Origin of the sequence: Sphingomonas phoenicis (genome assembly GCF_047238005.1) — a bacterium.
Lineage (GTDB): Bacteria > Pseudomonadota > Alphaproteobacteria > Sphingomonadales > Sphingomonadaceae > Sphingomonas.
Window position 1 is genome coordinate 1,656,658 of the sequence record NZ_JBDFMC010000002.1, and the last position, 20,038, is coordinate 1,676,695.

17 protein-coding genes are annotated in these 20,038 nt (G+C 67.8%); 6 read left to right on the forward strand and 11 right to left on the reverse strand.

Annotation, left to right across the window (positions count from 1 at the left end; all coding sequences use genetic code 11):
- Positions 1-313: 313 nt before the first annotated feature.
- The 6 genes from grxD to leuC all read right to left on the reverse strand — a co-directional run bounded on the left by grxD (position 314) and on the right by leuC (position 4,778).
- On the reverse strand, positions 314-652 hold the full coding sequence (grxD, locus tag ABC319_RS09175; protein ID WP_413069926.1) for a Grx4 family monothiol glutaredoxin: 339 nt from the start codon (positions 650-652) through the stop codon (positions 314-316).
- Between the two features lie 25 nt (positions 653-677).
- Complete coding sequence (locus ABC319_RS09180; RefSeq protein ID WP_413069927.1) at positions 678-908, reverse strand: BolA family protein; 231 nt, start codon at positions 906-908, stop codon at positions 678-680.
- Positions 908-1,231, reverse strand: a complete 324-nt coding sequence (locus ABC319_RS09185; protein ID WP_413069928.1) for a DUF1476 domain-containing protein — start codon at positions 1,229-1,231, stop codon at positions 908-910. The genes ABC319_RS09180 and ABC319_RS09185 overlap by 1 nt, the downstream gene beginning before the upstream one ends.
- A 295-nt stretch (positions 1,232-1,526) precedes the next feature.
- Positions 1,527-2,525, reverse strand: coding sequence for an NADPH:quinone oxidoreductase family protein (locus tag ABC319_RS09190; protein ID WP_413069929.1), 999 nt, complete (start codon positions 2,523-2,525; stop codon positions 1,527-1,529).
- Positions 2,488-3,117, reverse strand: a complete 630-nt coding sequence (gene leuD, locus ABC319_RS09195) for a 3-isopropylmalate dehydratase small subunit (RefSeq protein ID WP_413069930.1) — start codon at positions 3,115-3,117, stop codon at positions 2,488-2,490. Before leuD ends, ABC319_RS09190 begins: the two co-directional genes overlap by 38 nt.
- Positions 3,118-3,338: 221 nt before the next feature.
- Positions 3,339-4,778, reverse strand: a complete 1,440-nt coding sequence (gene leuC, locus ABC319_RS09200) for a 3-isopropylmalate dehydratase large subunit (protein ID WP_413069931.1) — start codon at positions 4,776-4,778, stop codon at positions 3,339-3,341.
- 145 nt (positions 4,779-4,923) lie between these two features.
- Here leuC and ABC319_RS09205 point away from each other — a divergent pair, with 145 nt between their 5' ends.
- Complete coding sequence (locus ABC319_RS09205; RefSeq protein WP_413069932.1) at positions 4,924-6,153, forward strand: MFS transporter; 1,230 nt, start codon at positions 4,924-4,926, stop codon at positions 6,151-6,153.
- 3 nt (positions 6,154-6,156) lie between these two features.
- Here the strand turns inward: ABC319_RS09205 and ABC319_RS09210 are convergent, their stop codons facing one another.
- The 5 genes from ABC319_RS09210 to ABC319_RS09230 are packed head-to-tail and all read right to left on the reverse strand — an operon-like array spanning position 6,157 to position 8,586.
- Entirely contained in the window at positions 6,157-6,468 is a 312-nt protein-coding gene (locus ABC319_RS09210) for a nucleotidyltransferase family protein (protein ID WP_413071666.1), read from the reverse strand.
- Position 6,469: 1 nt separating this feature from the next.
- Positions 6,470-6,925, reverse strand: a complete 456-nt coding sequence (locus ABC319_RS09215; protein ID WP_413069933.1) for a nucleotidyltransferase substrate binding protein — start codon at positions 6,923-6,925, stop codon at positions 6,470-6,472.
- A complete protein-coding gene (locus tag ABC319_RS09220; RefSeq protein WP_413069934.1) occupies positions 6,918-7,568 on the reverse strand; it encodes a CoA transferase subunit B in 651 nt (216 codons plus the stop codon). Before ABC319_RS09220 ends, ABC319_RS09215 begins: the two co-directional genes overlap by 8 nt.
- On the reverse strand, positions 7,568-7,882 hold the full coding sequence (locus ABC319_RS09225; RefSeq protein WP_413069935.1) for a DUF5076 domain-containing protein: 315 nt from the start codon (positions 7,880-7,882) through the stop codon (positions 7,568-7,570). Before ABC319_RS09225 ends, ABC319_RS09220 begins: the two co-directional genes overlap by 1 nt.
- Positions 7,879-8,586 carry a CoA transferase subunit A gene (locus tag ABC319_RS09230; RefSeq protein WP_413069936.1) on the reverse strand — a complete coding sequence of 236 codons (708 nt, stop codon included), beginning with the start codon at positions 8,584-8,586 and terminating at the stop codon, positions 7,879-7,881. Before ABC319_RS09230 ends, ABC319_RS09225 begins: the two co-directional genes overlap by 4 nt.
- Before the next feature lie 331 nt (positions 8,587-8,917).
- Between ABC319_RS09230 and rplJ the strand changes: the two genes are divergently transcribed.
- The 5 genes from rplJ (at position 8,918) to rpoC (ending at position 20,037) form a co-directional block, all read left to right on the forward strand.
- A complete protein-coding gene (rplJ, locus tag ABC319_RS09235; protein ID WP_413069937.1) occupies positions 8,918-9,433 on the forward strand; it encodes a 50S ribosomal protein L10 in 516 nt (171 codons plus the stop codon).
- Positions 9,434-9,502: 69 nt separating this feature from the next.
- Entirely contained in the window at positions 9,503-9,877 is a 375-nt protein-coding gene (gene rplL / locus ABC319_RS09240) for a 50S ribosomal protein L7/L12 (RefSeq protein ID WP_413069938.1), read from the forward strand.
- A gap of 296 nt (positions 9,878-10,173) precedes the next feature.
- The gene (locus ABC319_RS09245; protein WP_413069939.1) at positions 10,174-11,184 is read left to right on the forward strand and encodes an SdiA-regulated domain-containing protein; all 1,011 of its coding nucleotides are present in this window, start codon (positions 10,174-10,176) and stop codon (positions 11,182-11,184) included.
- 266 nt (positions 11,185-11,450) lie between these two features.
- On the forward strand, positions 11,451-15,623 hold the full coding sequence (rpoB, locus tag ABC319_RS09250) for a DNA-directed RNA polymerase subunit beta (RefSeq protein ID WP_413069940.1): 4,173 nt from the start codon (positions 11,451-11,453) through the stop codon (positions 15,621-15,623).
- A gap of 127 nt (positions 15,624-15,750) precedes the next feature.
- Entirely contained in the window at positions 15,751-20,037 is a 4,287-nt protein-coding gene (gene rpoC / locus ABC319_RS09255) for a DNA-directed RNA polymerase subunit beta' (RefSeq protein WP_413069941.1), read from the forward strand.
- The last annotated feature ends 1 nt before the right edge of the window (position 20,038 follow it).

Genomic DNA, 20,038 nt, shown 5'->3' on the forward strand with positions numbered 1-20,038 from the left:
CGCTCGATCTGGTCTCGCGACGGTCCACCCGCACCCGGCAAACTCAATCGAAAGTCCACCGGCGTCCGGCAACGTGGTCGCTGATGCAACGGCGCCGTCGCGCCTTTAACTCCCCTCCCCTTCAGGGGAGGGGCTGGGGGTGGGGCGCTTCCACAGGCGCCGCGCTGGTGAAGAGGCCCCACCCCAACCCCTCCCCTGAAGGGGAGGGGCTATAAGAGCCGACCGTAGCGATCACCGGGCGGGGTTAACGCGAGACGAAGGAGTGACGCCGCCGAGATCGGCTCGCCCCTTACGCCCCGGCCGGCCCGCGCTATTAAGCCGCGGGCCGCTCCGCGCCGAACAGCTCGGCCAGCTCGCCGCTCTCGTACATTTCCATCATGATGTCCGATCCGCCGACGAATTCGCCGTCGACGTACAGCTGCGGGATGGTCGGCCAGTCGGAATAGGCCTTGATCCCCTGGCGGATGCCCTGATCCTGCAGCACGTCGACGCTCTCGAACTCGGCGCCCAGATGGTTCAGGATGGCGACGGCCCGGCTGGAAAAGCCGCATTGCGGGAACAGCGGGCTGCCCTTCATGAACAATACCGCCTTGTTGCCCTTCACCAGCGCGTCGATGCGGCCGGTGGCGTCGGTGTCGATCTGGTCGGTCATGTCGTTTAACCCTTCACGCGAATGTTCAGGCGGCGGCGGTGGTCAGCTGGAGGGCGTGGAGCACGCCACCCATCCGCCCGCCGAGCGCCGCATAGACGGTCTGATGCTGCTTCACCCGCGACAGCCCGGCAAAGCTGGGCGCGACGACGCGGGCGGCATAATGGTCGCCGTCGCCGGCCAGGTCGGTGATCTCCACCTGCGCATCGGGGATGGCGGCGCGGATCATCGCGGCGATGTCGTCGGCGGCCATCGGCATCAGCGGGCCGCCATCAGCTGGCGCCGCGCCTCGATCGCGACGTCGTTCAGGGCGACGCGCACCGTCGCCTCGTCGGTCTCGATCCCCGCCGCGGTCAGGTCGCCGACCACCTTGCGGATCACGTCGTCGTCGCCCGCCTCCTCGAAATCGGCCTGGACCACCGCCTTTGCATAGGCGTCGGTCTCCTCCGGCGTCAGCCGCATCTGCGTGGCCGCCCACTGGCCGAGCAGGCGGTTGCGCCGCGCGGTGATGCGGAACGCCATCTCGTCGTCACGTGCGAACTTCGCCTCGAAGGCCCGCTCGCGATCGTCGAAGGTGGTCATGGATGGCGCTCCCCGCTGGTTCCCGCCCGAGATAGGGGCGGGCGGCCGGGGGTGCAACGGTGGCGCGCAGGCAGCGTCGCGGGATGAGGATGCGATCCATCCGGGCGCATCCTTCACGACCGCCTCCCCGGCGAAGGCCGGGGCCCAGTCGGGGAACGGCAGAGAGGCGCGGCGCGCGTCGTCACGACGGCCATCCCATCTGGCCCCCGGCCTTCGCCGGGGAGGTGTTTCATCCGATGGCCCGCAACCATGGGTCCCGGCGTTCGCCGGGATGACGGCAGAGGATGGGAGCCCCCTACCCCACCTCCACCACCAGCTTGCCGATCGCGCCGCGCGCCGCCATCGTCGCGATCGCCTCGCCGCCGCGCTCCAGCGGGAAGGTCTGCGTGACGCGCGGGCCGATCCGCCCCTCTTCCCACAGGCGGAACAGCGTCTCGACATGCGCGGCGTTGGCGCGGGGATCGCGCGCGGCGAACGCGCCCCAGAACACGCCGCATACGTCGCAGCTCTTCAGCAGCGTCAGGTTCAGCGGCAGCTTCGGGATGCCGGCGGGGAAGCCGACCACCAGATACCGCCCCTCCCACCCGATCGAGCGCAGCGCCGGCTCGGCATAGTCGCCGCCCACCGGGTCGTAGATCACGTCGAACCCGGCCTTTCCGCCCGCCGCCTTGAACCGGTCGGCCAGCGCCTTCGACTGGTCCCTGTCGAACGGGGCGCGGGGGTAGACGATGGTCTCGTCGGCGCCCGCCTGCACCGCGGCGGCGGCCTTCTCGTCCGACGAGACGGCGGCGACGACATGCGCGCCGTACGCCTTGCCCAGTTCGATCGCGGCGAGCCCGACGCCGCCCGCCGCGCCCAGCACCAGCAGCCGCTGCCCCGCCTGCAACCGCCCGCGATCGAGCAGCGCGTGGATCGTGGTGGCATAGGTCAGGATCAGCGACGCACCCTCGGCGAAGCTGCGCCCCTCGGGCAGGCGGTACAGGCTGGCGACCGGCACCACGACCCGTTCCGCCAGCCCGCCATGGCCGATCATGCCGATCACCCGGTCGCCGACCTGCCAGCCGGTCACCCCCTCGCCCAGCGCGGCGATCGTGCCGGCGATCTCGCCGCCGGGGGCGAAGGGGCGCGGCGGCTTGAACTGGTATTTGTCCTCGATGATCAGGACGTCGGGATAGTTGATCGCGCACGCCCGCACCGCGACCACGACCTGCCCCGCGGCAGGCGCCGGATCGGGCGCTTCGGCCAGTTCCAGAGTTTCAGGTCCGCCCGGCGCCCTCGACAGCAATGCCCGCATAGCCGCGTCTCTCCTCTATCCAGGGGCGGTCGGCCTGCATGCCGCCCTCGAATTTCGAAATCGCGGTATCCCGGGCCAATGTCAAACCGATCTCGTCCAGCCCCTCCATCAGGCACTGGCGGCGGAAGGCGTCCAGCTCGAAGGCGAACCGGTCCTGATAGGGGGTGGTGACGGTCATCGTCTCCAGATCGACCGTCACCGGCTGGTCGACCGCCGCCGCCAGCAGCCGGTCGACCGCGTCCTGCGGCAGCACCACGGGGACGATCCCGTTCTTGAACGCGTTGCCGGAAAAGATGTCGGAGAAGCTTGGCGCGATCACCGCGCGGATGCCCATGTCGGCCAGCGCCCAGGCGGCATGCTCGCGGCTCGACCCGCAGCCGAAATTGTCGCCCGCGATAAGGATCGGCGCCCCGGTGTAGCGGGGATCGTCGAAGATGTTGCCGGGCTGCGCCCGCACCGTCTCGAACGCACCGCGCCCCAGGCCGGAACGCTGGATGGTCTTCAGCCAGTGCGCCGGGATGATGACGTCGGTGTCGATGTTCTTGGCACCCCAGGGATAGGCGGTGCCGCTGACGGTGGTGACGGGATTCATGCGAATATCCTTCTCCCCTCCCGCCTGCGGGAGGAGCTGGGGGAGGGCAGAGCCGCGGGCGGCGCCCTTGCCGCACTGCCCCACCCCGACGCTCCCCTGAAGGGGAGGGAGTTTAGCGGCTCAGCGCTTCTCGGTCGCCGCGGCGCTGCGCGCCACGCCGGCGGTATAGGCCGCAAAGCCGCTCAGCAGCGCGCCGGCCACCAGCATCACCAATACCTTCTTCATCGTTCCGCTCCCATCAGATCGCGCACGTCCGCCAGCCTGCCCGTCACCGCCGCCGCCGCCGCCATCGCCGGCGAGACGAGGTGCGTGCGCGCCCCCGGCCCCTGCCGCCCGACGAAGTTGCGGTTCGAGGTGGAGGCGCAGCGTTCGCCCGGCGGCACCTTGTCCGGGTTCATCGCCAGGCACATCGAGCAGCCGGGCTCGCGCCACTCGAAGCCGGCACCGGTGAAGATGCGGTCCAGCCCCTCGGCCTCGGCCTGGCGCTTCACCAGTCCGGACCCGGGCACCACCATCGCGCGCACGCCGTCGGCGACGCGGCGGCCATCCGCCACGGCGGCGGCGGCGCGCAGATCCTCGATCCGGCTGTTGGTGCAGCTGCCGATGAAGACGTGCTGGACGGGCACGTCCTGCATCGCCGTCCCCGGCTCCAGCCCCATGTAATCCAGCGACTTGCGCGCGGCGACACGCTTGGCGGGATCGGCGAAGCTGTCGGGATCGGGGACCGCGCCGGTGATCGGCACGACATCCTCGGGGCTGGTGCCCCAGGTCAGCGACGGCGCGATGTCGGTCGCGTGCAGCACCACGCTGCGGTCGTACGCCGCGCCCGCATCGGTCGGCAGCGTCCGCCACCAGTCGACCGCGCGGTCCCACTCGGCGCCCGACGGCGCCATCGGCCGGCCCTTCAGATAGGCGAAGGTCGTCTCGTCGGGTGCGACCAGCCCGGCGCGCGCGCCGCCCTCGATCGACATGTTCGCGATCGTCAGCCGCCCCTCGACCGACAGGGCGCGGATCACCTCGCCGGTATATTCCACCACATATCCGGTACCGCCCGCCGCGCCGATCCGGCCGATGATCGCCAGGATCACGTCCTTGGCCGACACGCCGTAGCCGAGCGTGCCGTCGACGCGGATCTCCATCGTCTTCGACGGGGTCAGCAGCAGCGTCTGGGTGGCCAGCACATGCTCGACCTCGCTGGTGCCGATCCCGAACGCCAGCGCGCCCAGTGCACCGTGCGCGGAGGTATGGCTGTCGCCGCAGACCAGCGTCGTGCCCGGCAGGGTGAAGCCCAGCTCGGGCCCGACGACATGGACGATCCCCTGCTCGGCGGCAGTCGCGTCGATGTAATCGATGCCGAATTCGGCGGTGTTGCGGCGAAGCGCGTCCAGCTGCGCCGCGCTCTCCCTGTCGGCGATCGGCAGCAGGCGGCCGGCGGCATCGACGCGCGGCGTCGTCGGCAGGTTGTGGTCCGGCACCGCCAGCGTCAGTTCGGGCCGGCGCACCCGGCGCCCGGCGACGCGCAGCCCCTCGAACGCCTGCGGGCTGGTGACCTCGTGGACGAGATGGCGGTCGATATAGATCAGGCAGGTACCGTCGTCGCGCCGCTCGACGACGTGCGACGCCCAGATCTTCTCGTACAATGTCTGCGGACGGGTGGCCATGACGCGCGCGTTAACCGAAACGAGGCGTCATCGAAAGGGTGGGCGACATTTTATTGCCGGATGACGTGGATGTCATGGAGCGTGGCGGAGCAACGATCGTTCCGCAGCGGACCTTATCCTCCCCGCTCCTGCTGCAAGGACCGTCATGCCGCCTCCTCCCCCTATCCGCGGCGCACGGGCGCTGGATGCGATGAACTTCTTCCTCGCCGATGTGCGCGACGGGCTGGGTCCGTATCTGGCCATCTATCTGGTCAGCGTCCGCGGCCCGACGCATGGCTGGAACGAGGCGAGCGCCGGGCTCGTCATGACCATCGCCGGGATCGCCGGGCTCGTCGCCAATGCGCCCGCCGGTGCGCTGGTCGATCGCACCCATGCCAAGCGCGCGGTGCTGGTCGCCGCCGCGCTGGCGGTGACGATCGCCAGCCTGGCGTTGCCGCTGTCGCACGGCTTCGCCGCCGTGGTCGCCGGCCAGTCGCTGGCGGCGGTCGCGGCGGCGGTGTTCGCGCCGGGGATCGCCGCGATCTCGCTCGGCATCGTCGGGCCGAAGGCGTTCACCGCCCGGGTCGGCCGCAACGAGGCGTTCAATCACGGCGGCAACGCGGTGGCCGCAGCGCTGGCCGGGCTGCTGGCATGGCGGTTCGGCCCGGTCGTGGTGTTCTGGCTGATGGCCGCGCTGGCCGCGGCCAGCGTCGTCGCCATCCTGCGGGTCGATCCGTCGGCGATCGACCATGCGGTGGCGCGCGGCTGTGCCGATCCCGACGCGGAGGCGGAGGACGACCGGCCCGAATCGCTGCGCCAGGTGTTGATGGGAACCCCGGCACTCGGCCTGTTCGCGCTCGTCTGCTTCCTGTTCCACCTCGCCAATGCGGCGATGCTGCCGACCGTCGGACAGCTGCTGGCGCGCGAGGTCGGCGGCGGCCAGGCGACCTCGCTGACCGCCGCCTGCATCGTCGGCGCGCAGCTGGTGATGGTTCCCGTCGCCGTCCTGGTCGGGCGCCATGCCGACCGGTGGGGGCATCGGCCGATCCTGCTCGCCGGGCTGGCGGTGCTCGCGTTGCGCGGGCTGCTCTATCCGCTGTCGGACGCGCCGGGCTGGCTGCTGTTCGTCCAGCTGCTCGACGGCATCGGCGCGGGCATCTTCGGCGCGCTGTTCCCGGTCGTGGTCGCCGCCATCATGCGCGGCACCGGCCGCTTCAACGTCGCGCAGGGCGCGGTGGCGACGGTGCAGGGGCTGGGCGGCGCGCTCAGCACCACGCTGGCGGGCGCGGTGATCGTCGGCATGGGCTACACCACCGCCTTCCTGACGCTGGCGGTGGTGGCGCTGGCCGGGCTGGTGCTGGTCGCGTGGAAGATGCCGGAGACGGCGCGGCGGTGACGGTTACGCCGCCTGCAGCTCGGCACGCGAGAAGAGCGGCCGTGCCGTGCGGTCGATATGCTGGCGCAGCGGTGGATACACGCCATCGCCATAAGCGACAATATCGACCGAGACGCTCAGCGCGCTATCCTCCAGCAAGCTCCAGAGCCGGTCGACCGCCGCCTGATCCAGCATGCCGTAGATGACGATATCGATGTCCGAATTCGGGCGGGCACGGCCGGTCGCTCGCGAACCGAACAGTGCGACCGAATCGATCCGGTCGGCGAACGCGGCCAGCACGTGGCGCAGCGCCTGCCGATCGGCCGGTCCGATCATGTCAGTCACTGCCGGCATCCGTGCGCACCGCCTCGCTCAGCAGCATGTCGTGCAATTCTTCGAACAACGAGAAGAAGCGTTCGCGGATTTGCACGATGACTGCCTCGAACTGCCTCAGGTCGTAGGTGTGCGACATCTTGTTCCGCGCATCCAGCGCCGCCATCCAGTCCTCGCCACGGGTGACGAAGCCCGACTCGTACGCCGCCCGCAGCACCGTGCGTGGCGATACGGCAGGCACCATGATGCCCTGATGGACAAGAAAGTCAGCCAGCGTCTTCCAGGCGAGTTCCCAGCTATATTCGAAACGCTGGATGATGCCCTCACGCTCCAAGGGCGTCAGCGATCGCTCCGCCAGCAGTTCCATCGCCTCGCGGAGCAGGACGAACGCGCGGTGGTAATTGTCGAACCGGTATCGCCAGCGTGGCCGCTCCCCCACCGACGGCGAATCCTCAGCCATCATACGCCGCCGTCGTCTTCGCCCGCACCTCGTCCGCCGTCACGCCGGGCGCGCATTCGATCAGGCGGAACGCGCTGTCGTGGTCCGGGCGGCGGAAGACCGCCAGATCGGTGACGATCATGTCGACGACGTTCTTGCCGGTCAGCGGCAGCGTGCACGACGGGATGAACTTGGGGCTGCCGTCCTTGGCATTGTGGTCCATCACCACGATGATCTGCTTCACGCCGGCGACCAGATCCATCGCGCCGCCCATGCCCTTGATCATCTTGCCCGGGATCATCCAGTTGGCGATGTCGCCATCCTCGCTGACCTCCATCGCGCCCAGCACGGTCAGGTCGATATGCCCGCCCCGGATCATCGCGAAGCTCTGCTCGCTGCCGAAATAGGCGGACTGGGGCAGTTCGCTGATCGTCTGCTTGCCGGCATTGATCAGGTCGGCGTCCTCCTCGCCCTCGTACGGGAACGGCCCGATGCCCAGCATCCCGTTCTCCGACTGCAACGTCACCGTCATCCCCGCGGGGATGTTGTTCGCCACCAGCGTCGGGATGCCGATGCCGAGATTGACGTAATAGCCGTCGCGCAGCTCCTGCGCCGCACGCGCCGCCATCTGGTTGCGATCCCACCCCTTGTTTTCCAGGGCCATCAGTTCAGACTCCCTTCCTGTATCGTCGTGATGGTGCCGGTTTGGTCGCGCAGCTGTTCGCTTAGGCCACCAACGATCGCCTGCAGCGCCGCGCCCTCGTCGATCGACCACGTCCCCGCATAGGCGCGCGCGGCATGGCGGATGGTATCCGTCATCAGATACCCGAAGACGATCGGGTCTTCGAGAATGTGCGCGGCGATCCACACGCTGCTGCCGGCGCCGTCCGTGATCCAGATGCGCGCGATCTCGGCAGATTCGTCAGTCAGGGTGTCGCCATTCTCCAGCACGATGGCGCCCTTCCGGTCGGCGGTCATGCCGATTCCCGCTGCCGCACGGTGCGGAACTCGATCTTCTTGTCGTAGGGTGCACCCACGATCATCCGCTTCACATAGATGCCTGGCAGGTGGATGTGGTCGGGATCGAGCGTGCCGACCGGCACCACCTCCTCCACCTCCGCCACGCAGACGCGGCCCGCGGTCGCCATCGGCTGGTTGAAGTTGCGCGCCGTCTTGCGGAAGATCAGGTTGCCGCTCTCGTCGGCCTTCCAGCCCTTGATGATCGACAGGTCGGCGCGGATGCCGCGCTCCAGGATGTAATCCTGCCCGTCGAAATTCTTGACTTCCTTGCCCTCGGCCACCTGGGTGCCGACGCCGGTCTTCGTATAGAAGCCGGGAATGCCCGCGCCCCCTGCCCGGCAGCGTTCGGCCAGCGTCCCCTGCGGGCAGAACTCCACCTCCAGCTCGCCGGCCAGGTACTGCCGCTCGAACTCCTTGTTCTCGCCGACATAGCTGGAGATCATCTTCTTCACCTGCCGCGTGCGCAGCAGCTTGCCGAGGCCCTCGCCGTCGATGCCGGCATTGTTGCTGGCGATCGTCAGGCCCGTCGTGCCGGCGTCGCGGATCGCGTCGATCAGCCGCTCGGGGATGCCGCACAGCCCGAACCCGCCCGCGCAGATCGTCATCCCGTCGTGGAGGAGCCCCTCCAGCGCCGCCGCCGCATCCGGATAAAGCTTCCGCATCGAGATCTCTCCTTATGCGATGCGGCGGTAGGCGAGGCGGGCGGGCCGGGTCAATCGCGCCGCGGCGAATTGACTTTGCCGGCGCGCACGTTAAGGGCGGCGGCGCGTTCGACAGGCCCTGCCCGTCGAACTCCGTCCTAGACAGTAGGTGCCACGGGGTCTGCCCGCGGCTTAATTTCCTGCCGAGACGGGGATAGAGATTCCATCTGCCGCATCTCCATGCGGCCGATCCCCCTTTCCCCATCGCTGGACACTCCGGACGGCGTCGCCGTCCGGTCGTAACCGGACGCGCGTTCCTTCCCGGGCGCACGTCCAGAATGTGGAGAATGGCATGGATCGTGCTCAAAAGGCCGCGGCCGTCGCCGAACTGAACCGCACCTTCTCCGAGGTCGGCGTGGTGGTCGTCACCCGCAACCTCGGCATGACCGTTGCACAGTCGACTGTGCTGCGAAATCGGATGCGGGACGCCGGCGCGACCTACAAGGTCTCGAAGAACAAGCTTGCCAGGATCGCCCTTGACGGGACCGATTACGGATCGATCGGCGACATGCTGACCGGCCCCGTCGGCCTCGCCACCTCGACCGACCCGGTCGCCGCAGCGAAGATTGCGGTCGATTTCGCGAAGACGAACGACAAGTTCGAAATCGTGGGCGGCGCGATGGGCTCGACGCCCCTCGATGTCGCCGGTGTCCAGGCACTCGCCACCCTGCCGTCGCTGGACGAGCTGCGTGCGAAGATCGTCGGCCTGATCGTGGCGCCCGCCACGAAGCTGGCGACCATCACGCAGGCGCCCGCGGCCCAGATCGCGCGTGTCCTGTCCGCCTATGCGGAGAAGGAGGCAGCGTAAGCTGCCGGCCGATCACTGGTTTTTTCGAACTGAACTTTGGGGCCGGAGCGCCCCGCATGGAGAATACACATGGCAGACCTGAACGCGCTCGTTGAGAGCCTGAGCGAACTGACCGTCCTGGAAGCAGCCGAGCTGTCGAAGCTGCTCGAAGAGAAGTGGGGCGTCTCGGCCGCCGCCGCGGTTGCGGCTCCTGCCGCCGGCGGCGGCGCTGCCGCTCCGGTCGCTGAAGAGAAGACCGAGTTCGACGTGATCCTTACCGGCGACGGTGGCAAGAAGATCAACGTCATCAAGGAAGTCCGCGCGATCACCGGCCTGGGCCTGACCGAGGCGAAGGCTCTCGTCGAGGGCGCGCCGAAGGCCGTCAAGGAAGGCGTGAACAAGGACGAGGCCGAGAAGGTCAAGAAGCAGCTGGAAGAAGCCGGCGCGACCGTCGAGCTGAAGTAAGCCGAGCGGCCGGGTGGGCAGCGCGCTGCCTACTCACCGCGAGGCCGGCCGGCGGGCCAAGGCCCGTCCGACCCCCGCCTGCGCGGGGGCAGGCTCATGGGATTAACTCCCATGTCGGCCGCCAGCAAAAAGGGGGCGGCTTCCGCAAGGAGGCCGCCCCTTTTCGTGAGCCCGTGCCCCCCCGTCATCGTCGTCGATCCGTCATCACGGCGACCCCGATCCGTCATGCATGGCGGCTACCAGCCTCTCCGATCCGCGGCGGTTAACGGCGCGACAACCAAAAGGGGCACGCCACCATGATCCTCCGCTTCGCCGCCGCCGCCATCGCCGCGGCCGCGCTCGCCGGTCCCGCCCAGGCGGCGCTCGACCTGTCGACCTACAAGGTGACGCTGCAACGCGACATCGACTTCGACGAGGCATCCGGCGTCACCTACAATTACGATCGCAACGTCCTGACCATGGTCGACGACGAGGGCGACGACATCGCCGATTTCTCGCTGACCGGCACCAAGCTCAGCGCCGACAAGCTGCGCAACCGCGACGTCCAGACCGGCGGCTACCGCGATGTCGAGGGGATCGCCTATCTCGGCAATGGCCAGTACGCGCTGGCCGAGGAGCGGACCGAGGAGATCGTCCGCGTGGGCGTCGCATCGTCGAACGGCACCGTCGGCGGCCTGCCCTCCAGCTACTATACCGACAAGCCCGCGGCCGAGCGCTACCTGATCAACGGCGGCACCGCCGTCGGCAACAACGGGCTGGAGGGGATTGCCCTCGACCCGGTCACCGGCGGCTTCTTCGGCGTGCGCCAGGGCGGCACCGCGACGATCGCGCCGGCGGTGTATTTCAGCCAGGTCGCGTTCGGCACGCCGACCACCGGCACGACCACGCGTCCCTTCGATCCGTCGTCGCTGCTCGCCGCCGGCACCACCCTCGCCGATGTCGCGGTGCTGGCGCAGGTGCCGGGGTTCGCGGGCACCGACTATTTCTCGAACCTGCTGCTCCTCAGCGGCGACGGGCGGATGCTGTACGAGGTGACGCGCACCGGCGGGCTGGTCAGCAGCCTGAGCCTGGCCGGCCTGAACGCCCCCGGTGTGTTCGAGGGGATCACCCTCGACCGGCAGGGCAACATCTATCTGGTCGACGATCGCGGCAATGTCGGCAACGCCCGCGGCGCCGGCCTGACCGTGCTGAGCCGCGCCGTCGCCCCGGTGCCGGAGCCGGCCACCTGGGCGCTGATGCTGGTCGGCTTCGCCATGGTCGGCGCCACCGCGCGGCGCCGCGCCCGCCGCGCAGCGGCGCTCGCCTGACCGATCGGGGACGCGATCGTCGGCGGGTGGCACGCGCCGCCGGCCGACCGCGTTCTCCGCCGGCCCCGCCGGTTTGACACGATCCAACACCGCGCCTATATCGCCACCTTCACCACAGCTTCCGGGAAACGACATGCCGTCGCGCAGCGTGTCGATCGAATGGGAAACTGGCGGTTTCACGACGCCGATCAGCCGACGCAGCTCTTGCGATCGGCTTTTTCGCGTCCGCTCCTGCGCTCGTAATTCTGGCTGACGAGGCACTATTCATGGCAACCAAGGCGATCGACGCCGGCAAGACCCGCCGGGCTGAGAGCGGCACCGCGAAGCGGCGTATCCGCAAGGTGTTCGGCAACATCCACGAAGTCGTGCAGATGCCGAACCTGATCGAGGTGCAGCGCGAAAGCTACGAGCAGTTCCTGCGCTCCGACAAGTCGACCGGCCACGTGTCCGGCCTTGAGAAGACGCTGCGCAGCGTCTTCCCGATCCAGGATTTCGCCGGCACCGCCTATCTCGATTTCGACGATTACGTGCTCGAGCCGCCGAAGTTCGACGTCGAGGAGTGCCGCCAGCGCGGGATCACCTATGCCGCGCCGATGCGCGTCACCCTGCGCCTGACCGCGTTCGAGGTCGATCCCGATACCGAGGCCAAGTCGGTCATCGATATCAAGGAGCAGGACGTCTACATGGGCGACATGCCGCTCATGACCGAGAACGGCACCTTCTTCATCAACGGCACCGAGCGCGTGATCGTGTCGCAGATGCACCGCTCGCCGGGCGTGCTGTTCGACCATGATCGCGGCAAGACGCACGCGTCGGGCAAGTACCTGTTCGCCGCCCGCGTCATCCCCTATCGCGGCAGCTGGCTCGATTTCGAGTTCGACGCCAAGGACATCGTCAACGTCCGTATCGACCGCAAGCGCAAGCTGCCGGTCACCGCGCTCCTCTACGCGCTGGGCATGACCAGCGAGGACATCCTGAACCACTTCTACAACCGCGTGACCTATGTCCGCGGCCAGGGTGGCTGGGTGATCCCGTTCGCGGCCGAGAACTGGCGCGGCGTGAAGCCGCTGTTCGACATCGTCGACGCCGCCAGCGGAGAGGTGGTGTTCGCCGCCGGCCAGAAGATCTCGCCCCGCGCCGCCAACAAGGCCGCCAAGGACGGTCTGGCCCAGCTGCTGATCCCGACCGAGGAGATCTACGGCCGCTATTCCGCCTACGACCTGATCAACGAGTCGACCGGCGAGATCTATGTCGAGGCGGGCGACGAGATCGGCGCCGACAATCTCGAGAAGCTGGATCAGGCCGGCATCTCGACGATCGAGCTGCTCGACATCGACCATGTCACCACCGGCCCGTGGATCCGCAACACGCTGAAGGCGGACAAGGCCGAGGAGCGCGAGCAGGCGCTGTCGGACATCTACCGCGTCATGCGCCCCGGCGAGCCGCCGACGCTGGAGACGGCGGAGGCGTTGTTCGCCGGCCTGTTCTTCGATCCCGACCGGTACGACCTGTCGGCGGTCGGCCGCGTCAAGCTGAACATGCGCCTCGACCTCGACGTCGAGGACACGGTCACGACGCTGCGCACCGAGGACATTCTCGAGGTCGTGAAGACGCTTGTGAACCTGAAGGACGGCAAGGGCGAGATCGACGACATCGACAATCTCGGCAACCGCCGCGTGCGGTCGGTCGGCGAGCTGCTGGAGAACCAGTACCGCGTCGGCCTGCTCCGCATGGAGCGCGCCGTGAAGGAGCGGATGTCGTCGGTCGACGTGTCCACCGTGATGCCGAACGACCTGATCAACGCCAAGCCGGCGGTCGCCGCGGTGCGCGAGTTCTTCGGCTCGTCGCAGCTGTCGCAGTTCATGGACCAGACCAACCCGCTGTCCGAAGTGACGCACAAGCGTCGCGTGTCGGCGCTCGGGCCGGGTGGCCTGACGCGTGAGCGTGCGGGCTTCGAGGTTCGCGACGTCCACCCGACCCATTACGGCCGCATCTGCCCGATCGAGACGCCGGAAGGCCCGAACATCGGCCTGATCAACTCGCTGGCGTCGTTCAGCCGGGTGAACAAGTACGGCTTCATCGAGACGCCGTACCGCAAGGTCGTCGACCACAAGGTCACCGACGACGTCGTCTACCTGTCGGCGATGGAAGAGGCCAAGCACACGATCGCGCAGGCCTCGGCCGAGCTGAACGAGGATGGTGGCTTCGCCGAGGAGCTGGTGTCGTCGCGTCAGGCGGGCGAGTTCCTGATGGCGCTGCCCGACAACATCACGCTGATGGACGTCAGCCCGAAGCAGCTGGTGTCGGTCGCCGCATCGCTGATCCCGTTCCTGGAGAACGACGACGCCAACCGCGCGCTGATGGGATCGAACATGCAGCGCCAGGCGGTGCCGCTGGTCCGCGCCGAGGCGCCGTTCGTCGGCACCGGCATGGAAGAGACGGTGGCGCGCGATTCGGGCGCCGCGATCTCGGCCAAGCGGGCGGGCGTGGTCGATCAGGTCGATGCCGCGCGCATCGTGATCCGCGCGACCGGTGAGGTCGATTCGGCCAAGTCGGGCGTCGACATCTACACGCTGATGAAGTTCCAGCGCTCGAACCAGTCGACCTGCATCAACCAGCGTCCGCTGGTGAAGGTGGGCGACATCGTGCGCGAGGGCGACGTGATCGCCGACGGCCCGTCGACCGAGTTCGGCGAGCTGGCGCTGGGCCGCAACGCCCTCGTCGCGTTCATGCCGTGGAACGGCTACAACTACGAGGACTCGATCCTCATCTCGGAGCGGATCGTGAAGGACGACGTGTTCACGTCGATCCACATCGACGAGTTCGAGGTGATGGCCCGCGACACGAAGCTGGGGCCGGAGGACATCACCCGCGACATCCCGAACGTCGGCGAGGAAGCGCTGCGCAACCTCGACGAGGCGGGCATCGTCTATATCGGTGCAGAGGTGGAGCCGGGCGACATCCTGGTCGGCAAGATCACGCCCAAGGGCGAGAGCCCGATGACGCCGGAGGAGAAGCTGCTCCGCGCCATCTTCGGTGAAAAGGCGTCCGACGTGCGCGACACGTCGCTGCGCCTGCCGCCGGGCGTGTCGGGCACGATCGTCGACGTCCGCGTCTTCAATCGCCACGGCATCGACAAGGACGAGCGCGCGATGGCGATCGAGCGCGAGGAGATCGAGCGCCTGAAGAAGGACTCGGACGACGAGCGCACGATCCTGAACCGGGCCACCTGGTCCCGCCTGCGCGAGATGCTGCTCGATCAGGTCGCGACCGCGGTGCCGAAGGGCCTGAAGAAGGGCGCCACGATCGACATGGACCTGCTGGACAGCGTCGACCGCCACGAGTGGTGGAAGTTCGCGGTGCAGGACGACACGGTCCAGTCGAACCTGGAAGCCGTGAAGCAGCAGTATGACGAGGCGGCCAAGCGGATCACGGACAAGTTCCACGATCGCCGCGAGAAGCTGGAGCGGGGCGACGAGCTGCCGCCGGGCGTGCTGAAGATGGTCAAGGTGTTCGTCGCGGTGAAGCGCAAGCTGCAGCCGGGCGACAAAATGGCCGGCCGTCACGGCAACAAGGGCGTCATCAGCCGCATCCTGCCGCAGGAGGACATGCCCTTCCTCGCGGACGGGACGCCGGTCGATCTGGTGCTGAACCCGCTGGGCGTGCCGAGCCGCATGAACGTCGGCCAGATCTTTGAGACGCATCTGGGCTGGGCCGCGCGCGGCCTGGGCCAGCAGATCGCGGCACAGCTGGAGGATTGGCGCGAGGCCAATCCCGATGCGAAGCCCGGCCTCATGCCCGACGCGGTCAAGGCACGGCTGATCGAGGTCTACGGCGAGCATTACGCCACCGACATCGAGGCGCGCGACGGCCAGGAGATCGTCGAGCTGGCGGAGAACTTGAAGGCCGGCGTACCGATGGGGACCCCGGTGTTCGACGGCGCGGTGGAGGCCGATGTGGCGGCGATGCTGGATCTGGCGGGGCTCGACGTGTCGGGCCAGTCGGACCTGTTCGACGGGCGCACCGGCGACAAGTTCGACCGCAAGGTCACCGTCGGCATCATCTACATGCTGAAGCTGCACCATCTGGTCGACGACAAGATCCACGCCCGGTCGATCGGCCCCTACTCGCTCGTCACCCAGCAGCCGCTGGGCGGCAAGGCGCAGTTCGGCGGCCAGCGCTTCGGCGAGATGGAGGTCTGGGCGCTCCAGGCCTACGGCGCCGCCTACACGCTGCAGGAGATGCTGACGGTGAAGTCCGACGACGTGGTCGGCCGCACCAAGGTCTACGAGGCGATCGTCAAGGGCGACGACACGTTCGAGGCCGGCATTCCGGAAAGCTTCAACGTGCTGGTCAAGGAAATGCGCTCGCTGGGTCTGAACGTCGACCTGAAGAGCCATGAACTCGACGAGGACGGCGTCGCGATCGCGGCGGAGTGAGCGCGTAGCCTTCTTCCTCCCCTCCCGCCCGCGGGAGGGGCTGGGGGAGGGAACGCAGCACGCGTCGACGCCTGAAATTTCCCTCCCCTAACCCCTCCCGCAAGCGGGAGGGGAACGAGGTAAGAAAATGAACGAACTGACCAACTTCGCCAATCCGGTCGTCAAGCCGGAGACCTTCGACCAGATCCAGATCGGCATCGCGTCGCCCGACAAGATCCGCAGCTGGTCCTTCGGCGAGATCAAGAAGCCCGAGACCATCAACTATCGCACGTTCAAGCCCGAGCGTGACGGCCTGTTCTGCGCGCGCATCTTCGGTCCGATCAAGGATTACGAGTGCCTGTGCGGCAAGTACAAGCGCATGAAGTACAAGGGCATCGTCTGCGAGAAGTGCGGCGTCGAGGTCACCGTCTCGAAGGTCCGCCGCGAGCGGATGGGCCATATCGAGCTGGCCGCCCCGGTCGCGCACATCTGGTTCCTGAAGTCGCTGCCCAGCCGCATCGGCCTGCTGCTCGACATGCAGCTGAAGCAGCTGGAGCGCGTGCTGTACTTCGAGGCGTATATCGTCATCGAGCCGGGCCTGACCCCGCTGGAGAGGTACCAGCTCCTCACCGAGGACGAGCTGCTCGACGCGCAGGACCAGTATGGCGAGGACGCCTTCTCGGCCGGCATCGGCGCCGAGGCCGTGCGCATCATGCTCGAGTCGCTCGATCTCGAGGGCGAGAAGCGTGACCTGCTCGAAGAGCTGGCGACGACCAAGTCGGAGCTGAAGCCGAAGAAGATCATCAAGCGGCTGAAGGTCGTCGAGTCCTTCCTGGAATCGGGCAATCGGCCGGAGTGGATGATCCTCGAGGTCGTGCCGGTCATCCCGCCCGAGCTGCGCCCGCTGGTCCCGCTGGACGGCGGCCGCTTCGCGACGTCGGACCTCAACGACCTGTATCGCCGCGTCATCAACCGCAACAACCGCCTGAAGCGGCTGATGGAGCTGCGCGCGCCGGACATCATCGTCCGCAACGAGAAGCGCATGCTGCAGGAGGCGGTCGACGCCCTCTTCGACAACGGCCGCCGCGGCCGCACGATCACCGGCGCCAACAAGCGTCCGCTGAAGTCGCTCAGCGACATGCTGAAGGGCAAGCAGGGCCGCTTCCGCCAGAACCTGCTCGGCAAGCGCGTCGACTATTCGGGCCGCTCGGTCATCGTCACCGGTCCGGAGCTGAAGCTGCACCAGTGCGGGCTCCCGAAGAAGATGGCGCTCGAGCTGTTCAAGCCGTTCATCTACGCGCGCCTCGACGCCAAGGGTCTGTCGATGACCCTGAAGCAGGCCAAGAAGTGGGTCGAGAAGGAGCGCAAGGAAGTCTGGGACATCCTGGACGAGGTGATCCGCGAGCATCCGGTGATGCTGAACCGTGCCCCCACGCTCCACCGTCTCGGCATCCAGGCGTTCGAGCCGGTGCTGATCGAGGGCAAGGCGATCCAGCTCCACCCGCTGGTCTGCTCCGCGTTCAACGCCGACTTCGACGGCGACCAGATGGCCGTGCACGTCCCCCTGAGCCTCGAGGCCCAGCTGGAAGCGCGCGTCCTGATGATGTCGACCAACAACATCCTGTCGCCGGCGAACGGCAAGCCGATCATCGTGCCGTCGCAGGACATGGTGCTGGGCCTGTACTACCTGTCGATGATGAAGGAAGGCGAGCCCGGCGAGGGCATGCTGCTCGGCGACATGGCCGAGGTGCATCAGGCGCTGAACGCCCAGGCGGTGACGCTGCACACCAAGATCGTCAGCCGCGTTCCGCAGACCGACGAGCAGGGCAAGCAGTATCTGAAGCGGTACGAGACCACGCCCGGCCGCATGCTGCTGGGCGAGACGCTGCCCAAGTCGCACAAGGTGCCGTTCGAGACGGTCAACCGCCTGCTGACCAAGAAGGACGTCGGCGACGTGATCGACGAGGTCTATCGCCACACCGGCCAGAAGGAGACCGTGCTGTTCGCCGACGCGATCATGACGCTGGGCTTCCGCCACGCGTTCCGCGCCGGCATCTCGTTCGGCAAGGACGACATGATCATCGCGCCGGACAAGGAGAAGCTGGTCGACGAGACGCGCGACCAGGTGAAGGACTTCGAGCAGCAGTATCAGGACGGCCTGATCACGCAGCAGGAGAAGTACAACAAGGTGGTCGACGCCTGGAGCCGTTGCGGCGACCAGGTCGCGAACTCGATGATGAACGAGATCAAGGCCGTCCGTCACTATGAGGACGGGCCGATGAAGGGCCGCGAGCGCGACATCAACTCGATCTACATGATGGCCCATTCCGGCGCCCGCGGTTCGCAGGCCCAGATCAAGCAGCTGGCCGGCATGCGCGGCCTGATGGCCAAGCCGTCGGGCGAGATCATCGAGACGCCGATCATCTCGAACTTCAAGGAAGGCCTGACCGTCCTCGAATATTTCAACTCCACCCACGGCGCCCGCAAGGGCCTCGCGGACACGGCGTTGAAGACCGCGAACTCGGGCTACCTCACCCGCCGCCTCGTCGACGTCAGCCAAGACTGCGTCATCATCGAGGAGGATTGCGGGACCGAGCGCGCGCTCGAGATGAAGGCGATCATGCAGGGCGGCTCGACCATCGCGTCGCTCGGCGAGCGCATCCTGGGCCGCACCACGGCCGAGGACGTGGTCGACGGCAAGACCGGCAAGGTCGTCATCCCGTCGGGCACGCTGCTCGACGAGCCGATGGTCGCGCAGATCGAGGCGCTGGGCGTCCAGGGCATGAAGATCCGCTCGCCGCTGGTCTGCGAGAGCAAGATCGGCGTGTGCGGCAAGTGCTACGGGCGCGATCTCGCCCGCGGTACGCCGGTCAACATCGGCGAGGCGGTCGGCGTGATCGCGGCGCAGTCGATCGGTGAGCCGGGCACGCAGCTGACGATGCGCACCTTCCACATCGGCGGCGCGGCGCAGCTGAACGAGCAGTCCAACCTGGAGGCGCCGGTCGACGGCACCGCCCAGTACAAGGACCTGCGCATCATCATCGACCAGCGTGGTCGTCGCGTGGTGCTCAGCCGCTCGGGCGAGATCGTGATCGTCGACATGGACGGCCGCGAGCTTTCGACGCACCGTATCCCCTACGGCGCGTACGTGCTGTTCGACGACGGCCACATGCTGTCGAAGGGCGATCGCATGGCCGAATGGGATCCGTTCACCATGCCGGTCATCACCGAGAACCCCGGCACGGTGAAGTTCGTCGACCTGATCGAGGGCAAGACCCTGACCGAGGTGACGGACGAGGCCACCGGCATCGCCCAGCGCGTCGTCACCGAGTACCGCACCTCGACCAAGTCAAAGGAGGATCTGCGTCCGCGCCTGACCCTGCTCGACGAGAATTCGGGCGAGGCCGGCCGCTACATGCTGGCGGCGGGTGCGACCCTGTCGGTCGAGGACGGCGCCCAGGTGCAGGGCGGTGACGTGATCGCGCGAGTCAGCCGTGAATCGGCCAAGACGCGCGACATCACCGGCGGTCTGCCGCGCGTCGCCGAGCTGTTCGAGGCGCGCATCCCCAAGGAGGCGGCGATCATCGCCAAGGTCTCCGGCCGGGTCGTGTTCGGCAAGGACTACAAGGCGAAGCGCAAGATCGGCATCCAGCCCGAGGATGGCGGCGAGGTCGTCGAGTATCTGGTGCCCAAGTCGAAGGTGATCGACGTTCAGGAAGGCGACTACGTCAAGCGTGGCGACAACCTGATCGGCGGCTCGCCCAACCCGCACGACATTCTGGAGACGATGGGGATCGAGCCGCTGGCCGAGTATCTCGTGTCGGAGATCCAGGAGGTCTATCGTCTGCAGGGCGTGAAGATCAACGACAAGCACATCGAGACGATCGTTCGTCAGATGCTGCAGAAGGTCGAGATCACCGACGGCGGCGACACCACGCTGCTGAAGGGCGAGCAGGTCGATCGCGAGGAAATGGACGCGATCAACGACAAGCTGGACAAGAACCAGGCGCGGGCATCGGGCAAGCCGATCCTGCTCGGCATCACCAAGGCGTCGCTGCAGACCCGCAGCTTCATCTCGGCGGCGTCGTTCCAGGAGACCACCCGCGTCCTCACCGAGGCGGCGGTCCAGGGCAAGCAGGACACGCTGATGGGCCTGAAGGAGAATGTGATCGTCGGGCGCCTGATCCCGGCCGGCACGGGTGCGGGCATGAACCGTCTCCGCGTCGCCGCCACCAGCCGCGACGCCGCCCTCCGCGCCCAGCAGCGCGCACTGTCGGCCGCGCTGGTCGCCCCGCAATCGGCCGCGGAACTCCGCGCCGCCGAGGAGCAGCGCAGCGTGCGTGACGACGCCGGCACCGGCGACGATCCGCTGGCATCGGTCGTCCCCTCGGGCACCGGCACCGACGCCGATGCGGGCGAGTATCTGAACGACTGAT

Excerpts from the sequence above, each read along its gene's own strand:
- grxD (WP_413069926.1), bottom strand. The coding sequence starts at position 652 with ATGACCGACCAGATCGACACCGACGCCACCGGCCGCATCGACGCGCTG.
- ABC319_RS09180 (WP_413069927.1), bottom strand. The coding sequence starts at position 908 with ATGCCGATGGCCGCCGACGACATCGCCGCGATGATCCGCGCCGCCATC.
- ABC319_RS09185 (WP_413069928.1), bottom strand. The coding sequence starts at position 1,231 with ATGACCACCTTCGACGATCGCGAGCGGGCCTTCGAGGCGAAGTTCGCA.
- ABC319_RS09190 (WP_413069929.1), bottom strand. The coding sequence starts at position 2,525 with ATGCGGGCATTGCTGTCGAGGGCGCCGGGCGGACCTGAAACTCTGGAA.
- leuD (WP_413069930.1), bottom strand. The coding sequence starts at position 3,117 with ATGAATCCCGTCACCACCGTCAGCGGCACCGCCTATCCCTGGGGTGCC.
- leuC (WP_413069931.1), bottom strand. The coding sequence starts at position 4,778 with ATGGCCACCCGTCCGCAGACATTGTACGAGAAGATCTGGGCGTCGCAC.
- ABC319_RS09205 (WP_413069932.1), top strand. The coding sequence starts at position 4,924 with ATGCCGCCTCCTCCCCCTATCCGCGGCGCACGGGCGCTGGATGCGATG.
- ABC319_RS09210 (WP_413071666.1), bottom strand. The coding sequence starts at position 6,468 with ATGATCGGACCGGCCGATCGGCAGGCGCTGCGCCACGTGCTGGCCGCG.
- ABC319_RS09215 (WP_413069933.1), bottom strand. The coding sequence starts at position 6,925 with ATGGCTGAGGATTCGCCGTCGGTGGGGGAGCGGCCACGCTGGCGATAC.
- ABC319_RS09220 (WP_413069934.1), bottom strand. The coding sequence starts at position 7,568 with ATGGCCCTGGAAAACAAGGGGTGGGATCGCAACCAGATGGCGGCGCGT.
- ABC319_RS09225 (WP_413069935.1), bottom strand. The coding sequence starts at position 7,882 with ATGACCGCCGACCGGAAGGGCGCCATCGTGCTGGAGAATGGCGACACC.
- ABC319_RS09230 (WP_413069936.1), bottom strand. The coding sequence starts at position 8,586 with ATGCGGAAGCTTTATCCGGATGCGGCGGCGGCGCTGGAGGGGCTCCTC.
- rplJ (WP_413069937.1), top strand. The coding sequence starts at position 8,918 with ATGGATCGTGCTCAAAAGGCCGCGGCCGTCGCCGAACTGAACCGCACC.
- rplL (WP_413069938.1), top strand. The coding sequence starts at position 9,503 with ATGGCAGACCTGAACGCGCTCGTTGAGAGCCTGAGCGAACTGACCGTC.
- ABC319_RS09245 (WP_413069939.1), top strand. The coding sequence starts at position 10,174 with ATGATCCTCCGCTTCGCCGCCGCCGCCATCGCCGCGGCCGCGCTCGCC.
- rpoB (WP_413069940.1), top strand. The coding sequence starts at position 11,451 with ATGGCAACCAAGGCGATCGACGCCGGCAAGACCCGCCGGGCTGAGAGC.
- rpoC (WP_413069941.1), top strand. The coding sequence starts at position 15,751 with ATGAACGAACTGACCAACTTCGCCAATCCGGTCGTCAAGCCGGAGACC.